The organism is Bacillus sp. AR8-1 (genome assembly GCF_008042345.1).
Classification (GTDB): Bacteria; Bacillota; Bacilli; order Bacillales; family Bacillaceae_G; genus Bacillus_A; species Bacillus_A cereus.
Window position 1 is genome coordinate 132,230 of record NZ_QNUB01000041.1, and the last position, 16,237, is coordinate 148,466.

Consider the following 16,237-nt stretch of genomic DNA (forward strand, 5'->3'; position numbering starts at 1 on the left):
TGACAACTAATTGTCAACTAATTCAAAATATATCCTTATCTTTTCCCCTATTCTTATACAATTACTTTTCAAATTCTCGCAATGCTGCTAAATTTTCATCATCCTCAATAAGTTCAGCAAAGAATCCCGATTCATCCTCACGAAGGACAATTTCAAGCTCTTTCTTCGCCTCTTCATTTCTATTTAACTGTGCTAAATAACAAGCACGATCATATCTTGCTAACAAATCACTTGCATCCATTGTTAATACTTCATTTGCTATTTTTTCTGCCTTTAGTGTTTGGCCGGCACCATGATATGAAGACGCTAAAGAAAGGAGAATTGCTGTTTCATTTGGATGATGTATAGAAGCATTTTCTAATACATGAATTGCCTCTTCAAACCTTTCTTGACTTTGATACATTTCTCCTAAAGCAAGAAATGCTCTACTTACGAACGGTGTTTGCTCCGTTAATTGTAAGGTCATCTTTTCTGCTTTTCTTTCTTCCCCTGCTTTAAAGAATACTTGTGCTTGCAGAAGAAGTGTATCATAATCATCTGGTAGTTCTCGAACCATTTGCTTCGTTAATTCCAAAGCATCTCTTAACATATCTTCTTCCTCGCACTCAACGAAAAGATTTACAAGTTGCTTCGCTACTTCATAATCCCATCTATTTTCTAGTGACGTGTGCAGAATCTCTATTGCTTCTTTATTCATCTCTAAATTCTCATAAAATAGCGCAAATCGCTGTGCTGCCATACTATTTTTCGGATTTAACTTTAAAGAGATTTCATATAAATCAATTATCATAGTAACCATTGAAATTTCTTTCGCACGATTTTTCATACGATAAAAAGCTCTCGTAATGATAGATCGTTTCGGCTGTTCATGCAGCTGGCGTTCAATCCATATTTCCGTAACCGCAGCTGCAGCATACATGAATGCTGTACTTCTTTCTGCTTTTTTCACCTTTAACGTATGAAGAAAATCTCGTATGTTAGACAATTTTTTATGTTGCTCTACTGCTTTTACATAAACATCAAATATACGTTCATTATCAAAATCTTTTTGTATTACTTTCATTGCAACTTCAATTGCTTTTACATTTCTTTTTTTCACTAATACTTTTGCATAATGATATAGAACTTCTATATGCTCACCATCTAATTGTAGCGCGTATTCAATCTGTGCTTGTTCTTTATCTATTTCATTCATCGCTCCGTACACATATGCAATCGCATCTAAACGCCATATTTCAGGTACTTCTTCCTCTAATTGTTCTAGTTCAGTCAGCAATTCTTCCTGAAGATTCATATCTACTGAAAGCTGTGCCAAATATTCCATATTAATATGCAACGGCTCTTCCTTCATCGCCTGAACCATATGACTTTGTTCTTTAGAACGGTTTTCTTCTTTTTCGTATATTTCCGCAAGCTGTAAATGTACACCTACGAAATTCCCATCAAGCTCTAAACATGTTTCATACGCTTGTTTTGCTTCCGTCAATTGCCCTAATGCCATAAGTGTTTCACCAATTCGGTAATACGGTAATGCCGTGTCCTTTTGTTCTATCGCCTTATTATATCTTTTCATCGCTTGGCCATACTGTCCAATAGATTCATATAAAATACCTGCATAACAACCGTACTCACTTACTTCATTTCTTTCTTTGTGTAACGTTCTTAAAAACGCTATACCTCGTTGTACAAATTCCGTTCCTTTAATTCGATTCACATATTCATCTAACGCACTTGCTACATTATAATCACTTTTCTTTATACCATTTTCTAACTTAGATAGCGCTACTTTAAATCCTTCTTCATTTCCACCAAGTTCAATTTCAGCATCCCATAAAACCATTCCTGCATTCATGAGGAAATCTTGGCTCTTTTCAATTTGCTTCTCAAGACCAAGAATATATTCTTTTGCTTCCTTGTATTGTTCTCTTGCCATATACACTTGTGTAAGTCCGAAGTGAGAATAAACATCCTCATCGTTTTCTTCTAAAGCACGCTTATACAATACTTCTGCTTCTTCCAAGCTATCATTTTGAAAATTATAGTCACCTAATTTTACGTAAAGAGGTGCTTTATCATCACAATTCTCAATACCGTTTAATAAAATTTCTTTCGTACTTTCCTCATCCTTCAAATCAGATTCGTATATTTCCGAAAGTTTCGTATAAATGTAAGGTGCATTACTATCCAAAAGAATCGCTACTTTAAGCCCTTTTATTGCTAAATATAATTTTCCTAGTTGATGTGCACATCTCGCTCGTTCATACCATACATGTGCTTCATATTTATACTCTTTTAACAAGTCATTAAAGATTTCATATGCTTCTTCATATCTTTCTAAATCTATTAATATTAAACCGTGATTCGTTAAAGTGAACCTTTCAGGACTGCGCTCTAACGCAACTTGAGAGTATTGCAATGCTTTTTCAGATTGATCAATATACATATAGGATAAAGCGAGAAAACTCCAAGCAATAGGCTGATCTGCGTCTAATTGTAACGATGAACGAAAGCTTGAAATCGCTTCTATATAACTTTCCTGCTCAAAAGCATATCTTCCATTTATCAAATGATATAATGCACGATTATTTTTCTTCTCAACGCTTGTCAGCATTTGCTCCGCTTTCTCTACTTCCTGAAGACGAATAAAACACTGTGCACCATGCAATTTAACAAAGTCCGAGTTCGGAAACTTTTCCATTAACTTATCGATACAATATAAAATAAATTCTTTATCTACTTCAACATCTAAGTGCTTTATCGTATATAGCCACGTATTTGGATTATCGCTCGTTTCTTTTAAAAATTGTACTAAGTTACTAATTCCCTCTTTGTCATGTTCATCTAAATGATCCGTAAGAGAAAAAATAGATTTAAAATAACGATTTTCTTCCTCACTTAGAAACGCTAGTTGCGCCTTCTTTTCTTTCGGAACAAACGTGATTGCTAAACAGCCTGTATAACGATATTTTTCTTGTAATTTACTATATTCTACAAGAACTGGTTCTATAAAGTTTGGATCTTGAACATAGAAAGCTTGCAATGTATCATCATATCCAGATAGAACTTGTACGTGTGAGGCATGCTCAATATCTATACTTAATAAAACAGGAATTCCTTCATCAATCAGTCTCTTATAATTCTCTTCATTCCCTTTAAAATAACGATATTCATAACCTAATTCTTCTAAATAAGAAACAGTATCTGAAAACTTCGATCCTGTCATATCAAAAATAAACTCTGCTATTTCATCTTGTGTACGTGTCTCTCCCCATATACGCAACATCATCTCTAAACTTGTCGGAACACAATAATTATCCTTTTGTACAATAGGAACTATCGGCAAGTGAACCTTTTTTCCATCCGGATTTTTTTCTAAATTATGATATAAAGATTCTTTTAAACTCTTTTCTTCTTTTAATAGCTTTTGTAAATCTGCAAATTTATTCATTTTGTACAGCGCTTCTGCACGTAAATGTACAAAGTAAGTGTTATAAGCATGATATGGCAGCTGAGTATTTATGTTATCTATTACCGCTAACATCTCTTCATATTGCTCTAAATCTAATAAATACTTTATCTTTTCAAAATGAAAATATGGTACTTGTGGGAACTTTACAATCGCATCATTAATTAACTGTATCGCACGTTTTTGTTCTCCTTTATTTGCATACAATTGTGATAATAAATAGGTAGATAACTCTTCACAATCTTCATGCTGCATGCCAGCAATAAATTGTTCTTCCGCTTTCTCCCATTCGCCTGTATGCATATAAACGTAGCCCCATTTATCAAACACTACGCGCGTACTGTACTCCTCTGCTTTTTGCATATACATTAGCGCTTCTTCATTTCTTTTCATTTCTAAAAGACATCGTACTAACGTAAAATATGTTTTCGCTAAAAAATCTGCATCTATTTCTTCTTTATTACTCTCTTCCAAAGTTTCTTTTAACAGCTGCTCTGCTTCAAGAATTTTCCGCTCATCAATTAGCTCATCACAATATAAAGAGAGCGTTCTCATATTTGGGAATTTTTTATAAGCGTAGCGAATGAGGAATGAACTGTATTGGTGCATAAGCCCTTCATCAGTAAGGCGAATTAATATGTCAAACTCCTTATGCGAAGGAATATTAGCAAGCCAATTCTTCACATAGGATAAAGTATTCGTTTCTTTTATATATGCAATTTCATTATTTATTTCCTGTAATCCGTCTACAAATCTCTTATCTTTCAAACACGCTTCTAACTGCTTAAAATCTAGCATGCATTCACCTCGAATTTATATTTAAACTGCTACTTGCTTAGATTTTACACATCATATAGTATGTATTCAACTAAAATCTCTTATAATGGATGGTATTAATTAATATTATTCAAATTTATAACAAAATATAGTAAAAATGATTATTTTTCTCCGTATTTTGTTTAATTATATGGAATAACGTAACATGCGGTTTTAATCTTGTAGAAGCTGAAATTAGTACATAAAATTATATCAGCGATAATTCAAATATATCGGCGATTTTCAAATTATATCGACATTAAACGACGATCCTTATATATCATGACTTTTAACATACTATGTCACCAAATGTAATTTTCATATTCGGAGCGTATACTAAAGAAGAATGCACATGAAATATTTTAAAAAATCGTAGTTCAGCTTCATATTGAGCTAGCGCATCATCATATGTTAATCCTCTAGCCATTAAACATTCTACAAATTGTTGCTTATCACCCGGATCACCTGCAATCCCCTCTTCTTTTAATGATTGATACAAATCGTTTTTATCATTGTGATGCATATTTGAATCTAAAAAGTTCACTTTATCGCTTACTCTACATTCAATATTTTTCACACCTAATTCACTTAAATATATCGGTATTTTCATACCAATATTTCCATCTTTTCCACTCCTCTGCGTGTCACTTTCAAATAAATTCTGCAAAATGCCTAGCTGGATAATTTCCGATTGGTTCTCTCCATCCAAAGTGTATGAAGACATATTTGATATCCAATGTGGTTCAAAACAGATTATTTTCCCGCCACTTTTAACTGAATGAATCATTTTTTGTAGTATCGTTTTTGGTGAACTCATATGTAATAAGAAGGCATGACAAATTGCTATATCGTATGTATCGTTCAATTCAATTTCTATAGCATCTCCCTCCAGAAATTCTGACTCGTACGGAAGTGAACGAAACAACTCTCTCGCTTCAGCTAATAATGTTTCTCCACTATCAATGCCTGTATACTTTGATCCTTCTGGAAGTAAAGGCATTAATAATAAGCCTAAATAACCATATCCACAACCATAATCAACAACATGGACTGGCTCAGAAATCTTCCAAACTGAATTCACTAGAAAACTTACATAATCGATATTGTAATATAAATCTCTCGTATTTTTTAAATACGCTAGTTTACTGTTCCAATCGTATGTTTCCAACCTCTAACGCCTCCTTTTATATACACCCCTTACAATTCTCCATTTAACAAAAACATTCCTACATTTTTAATAATCCCCCCAGAAATTGGTTTTAATAAGGGGAGATTACTGCTTACATGACTCCTATACCAAATAAAAAGGCATACATATCTGTAATGATACATACACCTTTTATGCTACATCTCCTCAGGAGCCTCCACCCCAAGTAAACGTAATCCTTCTTTTAATACAACCGTCACAGCATAAACCAATGCGAGTCTGCTGTCTTTTTCTTTGCTCTCTTCTAATATACGAACATTACCGTAATATTTATTGAACGATTGTGCTACATCTAATACATATTTCGAAATAATCGATGGCTCATTTTTATTGAAAGCTGCTTCAATTATTTGCGGGAATTTATTTAGTAATTTTACGACACTCCAGCTATGATTGTCTTTTAAAGCAAATGTACATGTTTCAAATTCTACACTTTCTTTTCTTAAAATAGAACAAGCACGTGCATGTGTGTACTGTACGTACGGGCCTGTTTCTCCTTCAAATTTCAGCATGTTTTCTAATGAGAATTCAATATTGTGCAAACGCTCATTTTTTAAATCGTGGAAGATGATTGCACCAACACCGACTTGCTTTGCTACTACTTCTTTTTGTTTTAAGTTTGGATTTTTCTCTTCAATATTTTGTTTTGCAAGTTCGATTGCTTCTTCGAGTACTTCTTCAAGTAAAATAACTCTTCCTTTACGTGTCGACATTTTCTTACCATCTTTTAAAATGAAGCCAAACGGTACGTGTTCCATACCATCAACCCAAGTATAGCCAAGTTTTTTTAATACGGTGAAAAATTGATTGAAATGTAAGCTTTGTTCTGGACCAACAACATATAGCGCTTTATCAAACCCATAAGTGTTTTGACGATATAAAGCTGCCGTTAAGTCACGCGTTGCATAAATCGTCGCACCATCTGATTTTCTAATTAAGCAAGGCGGCATTCCTTCTTCTTCTAAATTAACGACTAATGCACCTTCTGATTCTTCAAGCAACTCATGTTCTTCTAAAATCCCAATAAAATCTTCCATTAAATTATTATAAAATGCTTCTCCCTGAAAATTAGTAAATTCTACGCCGAGAAGTTCATAAATGCGCGAAAATTCTTTAAGGGACTCATGACGGAACCAATTCCAAAGCTCTACCGCTTCTTCATCACCTTCTTCTAATTTCTTAAACCAAGCACGTCCTTCTTCTTCTAGTTCTTCGTCGTCTTTCACCTCTTCATGGAATTGGACATATAACTTAAATAGCTCACGTATTGGATCTTCTTTAACTACTGCTTCATTTCCCCATTTTTTATAAGCCGTAATTAATTTTCCAAACTGTGTTCCCCAATCTCCTATATAATTAATCCCTACAACTTCATAGCCACATTTTTCAGCGATATGTTTCAGCGAATTTCCTATCATTGTAGAACGTAAATGCCCCATCGAAAAAGGTTTCGCGATATTAGGAGAGGAATAATCAATTACTACTGTTTTTTCACAGCCAAAGTGGTTTTGACCGAACTCTTCTTTCTCCGCTAAAACTGTTTTTAATACTGCATCACTTACAGTTTCACGATTGAAAAATACATTTACATAAGGACCAACGGCTTCTACTTTCGTAAAAAACGGATCATTTAATTTCTTAGCAACTTCCTTTGCGATAAGAGCTGGTGCTTTTTTATATTGCTTCGCTAATGAAAAGCATGGGAACGCTGCATCTCCAAATTCATCTTGTTTCGGTGTTTCAATTAAATCTAAAATTTGTTTTTGCGTTAATTCATTCGTGAAAATATTAGATAAACTTTCCGCAAACTGCATTTTATAATCCATGATACAACCTCCTTATTTTTTAAAACACAAAAAACTCGTCTCTAAAAAAGAGACGAGTTTTAACCCGTGGTACCACCCTTGTTGTTCGTTACGAACCACTTTCCCGTTTATAACGAGGACAGGGGGCCTCGGCTTTCTCTACTATTCGTTCAAGAAGCATCTCCGAAGTGCGCTTCATCTTTTTCTTCCGTACTAGGCTCACACCATCCCTAGCTCGCTTTCCTTCTAAAAAAGACTACTCTCTTCATCACAGACAGTATATTTAATTAATTATTGCTTATTATACATCTTTTCAAACAATTAGCAAGGGTCAATTACACCAAAGTGAAACTTAGCACTTTTTCTTTTGTATACATGAAAATTGTGTTTTTCAAATCTAGAACTACGAAAATGATCTTTTAAAACGACACGTTTTCTCGCCACTCGTTTTGCCTCCGCAATTGTTTCGTCAGTAATATCATGATACAAAGCGAATTGTTTTAATCCTTTAATTCCGTCAGATTCTATGACAGTTTCTTCAAACATCGGATCAAGGTAAACGACATCATAACTATTGTCTTCACATTGCGCTAAAAATGAAAAATGCTCCGTTTGCTTTACTTGGATTCTTTGCATTGCTTCATCAATTTCAGAAACGGATGAAGACCATGTTTTCAAACCATTTTCCATAATATAAGCCATATACTCATTGCCTTCAAGTCCTGTTACTTTTCCGCTTTCACCAACCACATAACTAGCTACAATACTATCTGATGCCATCCCGAGCGTACAATCTAACACTGTCATTCCTCTCTCTAATTGCGTGGCTTGTACAAACGGATCGTGTTCTCCACACATTAACCTTTTCACACGAAACATCGCTGAGTTCGGATGAAAGAAAAACGGTTCTTCCGTACCTTTTGGATAAATAGCTAATCGGTTCTTCCCTACGACAAGCACATCTTGTTCATACTGCTCATGCAGCTTATGTACTGGTATGTCATTACGTTTAACGAAAGAAGCATTTAATTCTGCTGCTACCTTGTTTGCATAATCTGTCATTTCTTTGTTTGTTCTTCCAGCTGTTGTTACGATCATTGTTTCACCTCTATATAAAGAAAAGAGGGAGATTTACTCTCCCCCTTCTTTAGCAATTCTTTTCGAAAGCTTGCTCTAAGTTCGTAATAATTTCGTCCATAGTTGCACCTTCAATTTCATGACGGTGAATGAAGTGAACAACTTCTTTTCCTTTTAATAATGCCATAGATGGTGAAGATGGAGGAATTTCTCCGAAGTATTCACGCATTTTTGCAGTAGCATCTTTATCTTGACCTGCGAATACAGTTACAAGATGATCAGGTTGTTTTTCAGCACGAACAACCGCTTGGCCTGCTGATGGACGTGCTAAACCAGCTGCACAACCACAAACAGAGTTTACAACTACTAAAGTTGTACCTGATGTATTTTCCATAAATTCTGTTACAGCTTCTTCTGTAGTTAACTCTTCAAACCCAGAACGCACTAACTCTTGGCGCATTGGGATTACCATTTGGCGCATGTATTCTTCATAAGCATTTGACATCTTGTAATCTCTCCTTCAACTTTCATTCCAAATTCATCATATCACGCTCTATTAATAGGTGCAAAAGAAAGATAACGATGATTTCATTTTTTTGTAGGGATTTCACAAACCCCACCGCGGCAATGTCCCACTGGAACAAGTTTTCTATTATTAGCGATATAATCGTATACTTTACTTCCAAAACCAAGTACGATAGATAGCTTTATAAAAGGAACTGCAAACCAATAAGATGGAACGGCCTTTGCTAATACATCTATGCTCTGAATGCCGTCATACCACTTATTATTTTTAAAAATATACAGTCTTTGTTCCATTTTACTTTGTAGTTCTTGAGAAAGCTTATATTTCTCAACTACATCTTCATTTCGAAATGAAACAAATTTCATCTTACCCTTTTTATCTAATTTTTTCGTACGTTCTGCAACGGCCGTACACATCGGACACCAACTATCATAGAAAACAATCATACATTATTCCCCTTTACGAGACTCCGTCATTTGTTTCCATACAGAACCTTTTGCTTCTTCTCCGCCTTCAATACGCTCTAATGCTAGACGTGCTTGCATCGCTACTTCAAACTCTGAATCATCTTGCGCTGCTTTTAATGCTGGAATCGCACTTTCATCTCCAAGTTCAAATAAGAACATCGCTGCACGCCAGCGTACTAATTTACTTGGATCTTTCAGAGATTTAATCATAACGAACATCGCTGCCGGATCACCTACATCTGATAAACAATCTCCTGCAGTACGACGAACACTTACAGAGCGATCTAACAACGCTTTATATAATAACGGTAATACTTCATCACCTTTTACCATACCTAAATACGCTGTTGCTAAACGGCGTATTGAAACTTTTTCATCATCTAACGCCATCTTCAACACTGGAATATCTTCTTCAGTAGGATCCATTTGTTCTAATGCTGCAAAACGGTTTTTCCAGTCAGAATCTTTCATCATCTCTTCTGTTACTTTATATGGTTCACGCTTTTGAATCGTTACTTCAACAGCACCTGCTTGATTTAATAATTCTTTAACCGTTTCATTTACACGTTCTTCTGAATAAGCAGCAACAATCTCTTCTACTACTTCTTTCCCGATTTCTTCAAAACTACCGTAACGTGTACTTTGTTCTACCCATTTACGCTCTTTTACAACGTTTGGTGCAGACATTTGTACTTTCATAATTGATTCTTTGAAACGTTCTGGTAAGCCAACGCGTTCTTCCGATGTTCCATCTGTTAACTTTACTTGCATTGGAATTGTAAAGAACATTTGAACAAACACTTTCACTTCTCCAAAATGAGACAGTTGTTGTTCTTCACTTTCTTCCACTACTTCTTCGCCAAAAACAGCACGAACTTGTTGTAATAATACTTTCCAGTCATACTTTGCATTTCGCTCGACTGCTAAAAAGTCAGCTACATGATACACACCTTTAATGCCTTCAATTTTCAAAATTTCTTGCACTTGCATTGGTGCTTGTTCTTTATTTTCATTTGTATAATTATTACGCGCTCCTGATGGTAATACTTCATTCAAAATAACTTTCATTGTATTTGGACTTGGCGTCGGTTCAATTGCTTTAATCTTCACGTAAAAAACTCTCCTTTATTGCGTGTTCTTAGCTGTATTGTAACATGTTATCACTATATACTCCTACTCAGGTGCTTAATTTTACTACTTTCTTCCCGCTACCATACTATTTCATTCTTTTTACATTTCAAATTAGGGATGGGATTTTAAAAGCTTTCGTTTCCGATGATTTTTATTTTTTATCCATTTCTTGAGGCATCGCCATTATTTTTGAAAAAAACACGCTAAGCAAAAAAATATAATAAGCTGTCCATATAGACAGCTTATTTACATATTTTTCGTTCTCGGAAGTTGATCTTGTAGCGCTCTTTCTCGTAATTCACTATGTTTTCCAAAGAAAATAGTGCAAGACAAGGCGATGAATACATTTGCAAAATGACAAAACTGTAAGAATACACGAGTATTTGTAAGAAAGTTCGATGTTTTCCTTTTTCTTTTTTTATTATAGTGAAAAAGAAGAACGAAATATTCTCTTATGTAGGAAAGGAAGATAATAATGATTGATTTATTAAATAAATGGATGTTAGAAAGTACAGGAAATTTCAATATCGTTGTAGGACTTACAGCACTTCTATTTTTGGGTTCAGTAATTGCACTTATTATTATTTACAAAAAAATTGGTAAACCAGATGAAAGAACAACTCCTATTTATTTTAAAATTATTTCTTGTATGTTTACTACTCAAATTCTAATGAATTGCATATTCATTTCTTTAGTTGGTAAAGATATTGAGAATTTCCGTCAAATCTTTATATTATTTGAAGCCTTTGTATTCTTCGTTGGAGCTATTTATTCATTTAAATTATATAGACAAGAATTTAAATAATTCACTTGCAAGAAACAATAAAAAGGAGGATTCCTTACTCTCAGAAGGAATCCCTTTTTTATTTTCTATCACTCGATTCATCTTTTTATACATTCCTATACTGTGATGGGTTTTACGGTTCTCGATTGTTACTGGATTAGCCGAAAAACGTAATAAAATTTTGTATACTCTTTACTTGTTTTCCAAAAAAAAGCTGGCGGTACTCCTTCTTTAAGTTTATTAAAATACTTTCCACAATTTTTTCCGTAGCTATTACTTAAAATCACCTTTTATTACGATGCCCCCTCCCGCCTTCTCTCCAAAAAGGTAATACTCTCAATCACAACTTCAGTTCTATATATTCTCTTGCCTTGTTCATCATCGTAATTACTCGTCTGAATACGCCCTGTAATCCCAATAAGTGATCCCTTCTTACAATATTCAGTTACATTCTCAGCCGATTTTCGCCAAACGACACAATTAATAAAATCGACTTGTTGTTCACCTAAACTATTTCGAAATCCTCTATTCACCGCAATACATATTCTTGCATAAGCAACGCCTTGTTTTGTGTAGTATAATTCTGGCTCCTTTGTCAATCTACCGATTAATACAACTCGATTCATCATAAGTTATACCACCTCACATATTTTTCTTCATTGTAAGGAGAAGTATTTGAATAGTAAAAAGCACAAAATGATATATCCGTAAGTAAAAAGTATTATTTTAGACCTTACAAAACAAAAAAAGAAACCATACATAGTTCAAACATGTATGGTTTCAAAATTTATTACACTTCAGTACAAGATATGTAATATCCTCCGCGAGCCATCTTTATTTCAGCACGGTACATTACATTTTCTAAGTAAAAAGTAATCGGTTTAACTTTACTCTCAAATTTTAGTCTTTCATTGCATTCAGTTGCATATCCTTCAATCGCTGAAGTAATAACTTCTGATGATGGATACGTTAAAGCTTCATCTAGTTCTATGAAAAAACTTTTAGAAAATAGTTTTTTCATAATCCCCTTCTTCTCTTTCATCATATTCCATCTCCTTAAATTCAAGTTGACAATATCCATATTATACCATACGTTCAATATATCTTTGAAAATAAAAAAACCTGCATTTTTCATGCAGGTTTTTTTATTAGTCATTTTTCGTAAAGTAAGAAACGAAACGAAGAATTTCTAAGTATAACCAAACTAGTGTAAGCATTAGTCCCATTGCAGTGTACCACTCCATATATTTCGGAGCTTGACTACGTACACCATTTTCGATTAAATCGAAATCTAGTAATAAGTTTAATGCAGCAACTACAATAACAACTGCACTAATAATAATACCGATTGTACCACCTTGGTGAATGTATGGAACAGTTACACCAAACATATTTAGTAGGAATACGACTAAATACATAACCATAATTCCGAGTGTTGCTGCCATAACGCCTGTACGGAATTTATCCGTTACTTTTACTACGCGTGTTGCATATAACACTAACATTGCAAATAGAATTGAGATTGTTAGTAATACAGCATTTAAAACGATAGAATCGCCAAATTTCATTGTATAAACTGCTGAAATACTTCCTAACACAACCCCTTCTACCGCCGCATAGATTGGTGCACCAAAAGGTGAAATACGCGGGAAGAACATAGACGCAAATGCGATGATTGCCGCAACGATTAAAGCACCAATTAATACTGGCATCTTCATCGTCCCCTGCATCATCTGTATGTATGAATAGACAGACGTTGCAAGTAGCAAGATAAGCATAATGAACGTTTTGCCTACTGTTCCGCCAATCGTCATCGCAGAAGCGCTTGCTCCCTCTTTACGGAATGCCTCTTTTTTCAACATTGGATTAGATGTTCTCATTTTTTCCCTCCTAAAATAGGTTCTACCAATAGTGTAAAGTTTTTCTCTTTACTTTTCAATATATGCAGCTTGTTTTTATTTTAATCCTTCAACCATGTCTGATAGTTCACTCCATCTTTCCATCTTTTTTTCTAGCTCTTCTTCTGTTTTCTGCTGTGCTTCAGATAATTCTTGTGCCTTTGTGAAGTCAGATCCAACTTTCGCAAGTTCTTCTCCAATTGACTCAATTTTTTCTTCAAGTTCGGCAATTGTATCTTCAATCGTTTCCCATTCACGCTGCTCATTGTATGAAAGTTTACGTTTACGTTGTTGTTTTGGAGCTTCTTCTACTACTTTTTTCTCTTTTTGAACTTCCGCTTTCTCCATAAGTTCTCTCGTTTTTTCCATTTCTAAATAATCTGTATAACTACCTAGGAACTCACGCACTTCGCCTCCGCCAGTAAAGATGAACAGTTCATCTACTACTTTATCTAAGAAGTAACGGTCATGCGATACAGTTAAAACGACACCTGGGAAATCTTCTAAATAATCTTCTAGTACTGTTAATGTTTGTGTATCTAGATCATTCGTAGGTTCATCAAGTAAAAGTACGTTTGGTTCTCCCATTAAAATACGTAATAAATATAAACGTCTTCTTTCACCACCAGATAGTTTACCAAGCGGTGTACCATGTGAATGAGTCGGGAATAAGAAACGTTCTAACATTTGAGATGCACCAATTACTTTTCCATCTGTTGTATGAATAACTTCTGCAATCTCTTTAATGTATTCAACCATACGCTGATTTAAATTCATCTCTTCATTTTCTTGCGTATAATAAGCAACTTTTACAGTTTGCCCAACTTCAATTTCACCACTATCAGGAGATAACTTACCTGCAAGCATATTTAATAGCGAAGATTTCCCGCTTCCATTCGCTCCAATAATTCCGATGCGATCGCCTGGTTTCACGATATGATTAAAGTTGTTTAATACCGTTTTATCACCAAATTTTTTCGTCACATCTTTTAACTCAAGTACTTTTTTCCCAAGACGGCTACCGCTAAGTGCAATATCAACTGACTGTTTTGCAGCTGGCCCTTCTTGGCCCTTTAGCTCATCAAATCGTTGAATACGTGCCTTTTGCTTTGTTGAACGGGCTTTTGCACCGCGGCGGATCCATGCTAGTTCGCGGCGATATAAGTTTTGACGTTTTGATTCTTGCGCAATTTCTTGTTCTTCACGAAGTGCTTTCGCTTCTAAAAACGTACTGTAATTCCCTTCATAACTATACAGTTTTCCATTATCTAATTCGAAAATACGATTCGTCACACGATCTAAGAAATAACGATCATGGGTTACAAGTAATACTGCGCCATTATATCGAGCTAAATATTCCTCTAACCATTCCACTGTCTCATGATCAAGATGGTTCGTAGGCTCATCTAAAATTAATAGATCCGGTGTTTCAATAAAACATTGCGCCATCGCAATACGTTTTTTCTGTCCACCAGATAAATTTCCAACAGTTGCAGTGAAGTCCGTAATTCCTAATTTCGTTAAAAGAGATTTCGCATTTGCATTTGCTTCCCATGCACTCATTGCATCCATACGTTGCTGCACTGCAAATAATTGTTCCTGTACTTTTTCATTACTTGGATCTTTTTCAATATGTAATAGCGCCTTTTCATACTCACGAAGAAGACGAATTAAAGGAGTATCACCATGGAAGACTTGCTCTAGCACTGTTAGTTGTTCATCAAACTCTGGTTGCTGTGATAAATAACTAATTGTATACCCACGAGAATGAGTCATATCACCTGTATCAGGAATTTCTGCCCCTGCAATAATTTTTAATAACGTCGATTTACCAGTTCCGTTTACACCGATAATTCCGGCACGGTGTCCTTCTGCAATACTAAATGATAATCCATCAAATAACGGTTTTTCTCCATATGATTTTGATAAGTTTTCCACAGTTAACATTTTCATATTTGTGCATTCCACTCTTTCATAAATTGTTCAATAAACTGTTCCATATAACGATGACGAACTTCCGCCTCTTGTTTTGCTGCGTTCGTGTTCATTAAGTCTTTTAATTTCAAAAGTTTTTCATAAAAATGATTTAAAGATGGATCGTTATTTTTTCTATATTCATCTTTCGTCATCACTTCACGCGGAGGAATAGTTGGATCATACATTAATCTCCCTTTCGCTCCACCATACGCAAATGTGCGAGCTATTCCAATTGCTCCAAGGGCGTCTAAGCGATCCGCATCTTGAACAAGCTTCCCTTCAAGTGAATCCACTTTACCGCCATGACCACCTTTATAAGACATATTGGCGATGATATGAAGAACATGTTTACTTTCCTCTTCTTCCACATGTAACTCTTCTAACCAATCAGAAACTTTTTTCATTCCTTCTTCTTCACTTTCATTTAACTTCTCATCTGCCACATCGTGAAGTAATGCTGCCATTTCAATTATAAAACGATTTCCCCCTTCTTGCTCGGATAAAGAAATCGCCAGTTTATGTACGCGTTCAATATGATACCAATCATGCCCACTCGCATCTTTTTCTAAAATATGTTTTACAAAAGTAATTGTTTTTTGAATCTTTTCTTGTTTTGTCATTTTATCTTCACCCAGTTACTTATTGTAACACGCCCGCATTTTTTCATCACATATTTTCTTGTCCGCCCATACACTGAGTGGTAAGCATCATCATGAAGGAGGAATAAATATGTTCTATAATAATCAACCGCCTTATCCAAGGCAACCATTTTACCCTCAACAACAAGAACAAAGATACACAGAACAATACGAAGAACAAGAGTTACAACAGCAAGAACAACAATATGACGAAAACCCATATGCAACAACGCAAAATCAAGAAACTGAATTTCAACAAAATCCATATGAAACACGTCCAAATTATGAATATCCTCAAAATCCATATGCGGTACCACAAAACCAAGAACAACACAAAATCCATATGCAGCACCACAAAACCAAGAACAACCATATCAACAAAATCCATATGCAGCACCACAAAACCAAGAACAACCATATCAACAAAATCCATATGCAGCACCAA

13 protein-coding genes, 2 pseudogenes and 1 other annotated feature are annotated in these 16,237 nt (G+C 34.8%); of the genes and pseudogenes, 2 read left to right on the forward strand and 13 right to left on the reverse strand.

Annotation, left to right across the window (positions count from 1 at the left end):
* Positions 1-61 precede the first annotated feature (61 nt).
* The 8 genes and pseudogenes from DN400_RS23750 to DN400_RS30340 all read right to left on the reverse strand — a co-directional run.
* Positions 62-4,264, reverse strand: a complete 4,203-nt coding sequence (locus tag DN400_RS23750) for a bacteriocin-processing peptidase family protein (RefSeq protein ID WP_147801964.1) — start codon at positions 4,262-4,264, stop codon at positions 62-64.
* 307 nt (positions 4,265-4,571) lie between these two features.
* Entirely contained in the window at positions 4,572-5,450 is an 879-nt protein-coding gene (locus tag DN400_RS23755; RefSeq protein WP_098236483.1) for a class I SAM-dependent methyltransferase, read from the reverse strand.
* Positions 5,451-5,626: 176 nt separating this feature from the next.
* The gene (gene argS, locus DN400_RS23760) at positions 5,627-7,315 is read right to left on the reverse strand and encodes an arginine--tRNA ligase (RefSeq protein ID WP_000384925.1); all 1,689 of its coding nucleotides are present in this window, start codon (positions 7,313-7,315) and stop codon (positions 5,627-5,629) included.
* Positions 7,316-7,360: 45 nt separating this feature from the next.
* Positions 7,361-7,575 (reverse strand) — a binding site (T-box leader).
* 40 nt (positions 7,576-7,615) lie between these two features.
* Positions 7,616-8,392 (reverse strand): class I SAM-dependent methyltransferase, encoded by a 777-nt coding sequence (locus DN400_RS23765; protein ID WP_147801965.1) that lies wholly within the window; start codon positions 8,390-8,392, stop codon positions 7,616-7,618.
* A gap of 49 nt (positions 8,393-8,441) precedes the next feature.
* Entirely contained in the window at positions 8,442-8,876 is a 435-nt protein-coding gene (locus DN400_RS23770; protein ID WP_000063706.1) for a BrxA/BrxB family bacilliredoxin, read from the reverse strand.
* A gap of 83 nt (positions 8,877-8,959) precedes the next feature.
* The gene (locus DN400_RS23775) at positions 8,960-9,343 is read right to left on the reverse strand and encodes a thiol-disulfide oxidoreductase DCC family protein (RefSeq protein ID WP_000634891.1); all 384 of its coding nucleotides are present in this window, start codon (positions 9,341-9,343) and stop codon (positions 8,960-8,962) included.
* A gap of 3 nt (positions 9,344-9,346) precedes the next feature.
* Entirely contained in the window at positions 9,347-10,474 is a 1,128-nt protein-coding gene (locus DN400_RS23780; protein WP_000692589.1) for a conserved virulence factor C family protein, read from the reverse strand.
* Positions 10,475-10,756: 282 nt separating this feature from the next.
* A pseudogene (locus DN400_RS30340) lies at positions 10,757-10,831 on the reverse strand (transposase); the annotation flags it as partial.
* A 139-nt stretch (positions 10,832-10,970) separates the two neighbouring features.
* On the opposite strand from DN400_RS30340, the gene DN400_RS23790 reads away from it, so the two are divergent.
* Complete coding sequence (locus DN400_RS23790; RefSeq protein WP_000566285.1) at positions 10,971-11,300, forward strand: hypothetical protein; 330 nt, start codon at positions 10,971-10,973, stop codon at positions 11,298-11,300.
* Between the two features lie 272 nt (positions 11,301-11,572).
* Here the strand turns inward: DN400_RS23790 and DN400_RS23795 are convergent, their stop codons facing one another.
* From DN400_RS23795 to DN400_RS23815, 5 genes are all read right to left on the reverse strand, one after another.
* Positions 11,573-11,908 (reverse strand): single-stranded DNA-binding protein, encoded by a 336-nt coding sequence (locus DN400_RS23795; protein ID WP_000982012.1) that lies wholly within the window; start codon positions 11,906-11,908, stop codon positions 11,573-11,575.
* 161 nt (positions 11,909-12,069) lie between these two features.
* Positions 12,070-12,324, reverse strand: a complete 255-nt coding sequence (locus tag DN400_RS23800) for a DUF4318 domain-containing protein (RefSeq protein WP_000975133.1) — start codon at positions 12,322-12,324, stop codon at positions 12,070-12,072.
* A gap of 103 nt (positions 12,325-12,427) precedes the next feature.
* Positions 12,428-13,159: a Bax inhibitor-1/YccA family protein gene (locus DN400_RS23805; protein ID WP_001260655.1), complete on the reverse strand. Its 732-nt coding sequence runs from the start codon at positions 13,157-13,159 to the stop codon at positions 12,428-12,430.
* Between the two features lie 75 nt (positions 13,160-13,234).
* Entirely contained in the window at positions 13,235-15,130 is a 1,896-nt protein-coding gene (locus tag DN400_RS23810) for an ABC-F family ATP-binding cassette domain-containing protein (protein ID WP_147801966.1), read from the reverse strand.
* Complete coding sequence (locus tag DN400_RS23815; protein WP_000165961.1) at positions 15,127-15,774, reverse strand: HD domain-containing protein; 648 nt, start codon at positions 15,772-15,774, stop codon at positions 15,127-15,129. Before DN400_RS23815 ends, DN400_RS23810 begins: the two co-directional genes overlap by 4 nt.
* A 109-nt stretch (positions 15,775-15,883) precedes the next feature.
* On the opposite strand from DN400_RS23815, the pseudogene DN400_RS30010 reads away from it, so the two are divergent.
* Positions 15,884-16,237 (forward strand): annotated as a pseudogene (locus tag DN400_RS30010) (hypothetical protein); the annotation flags it as partial.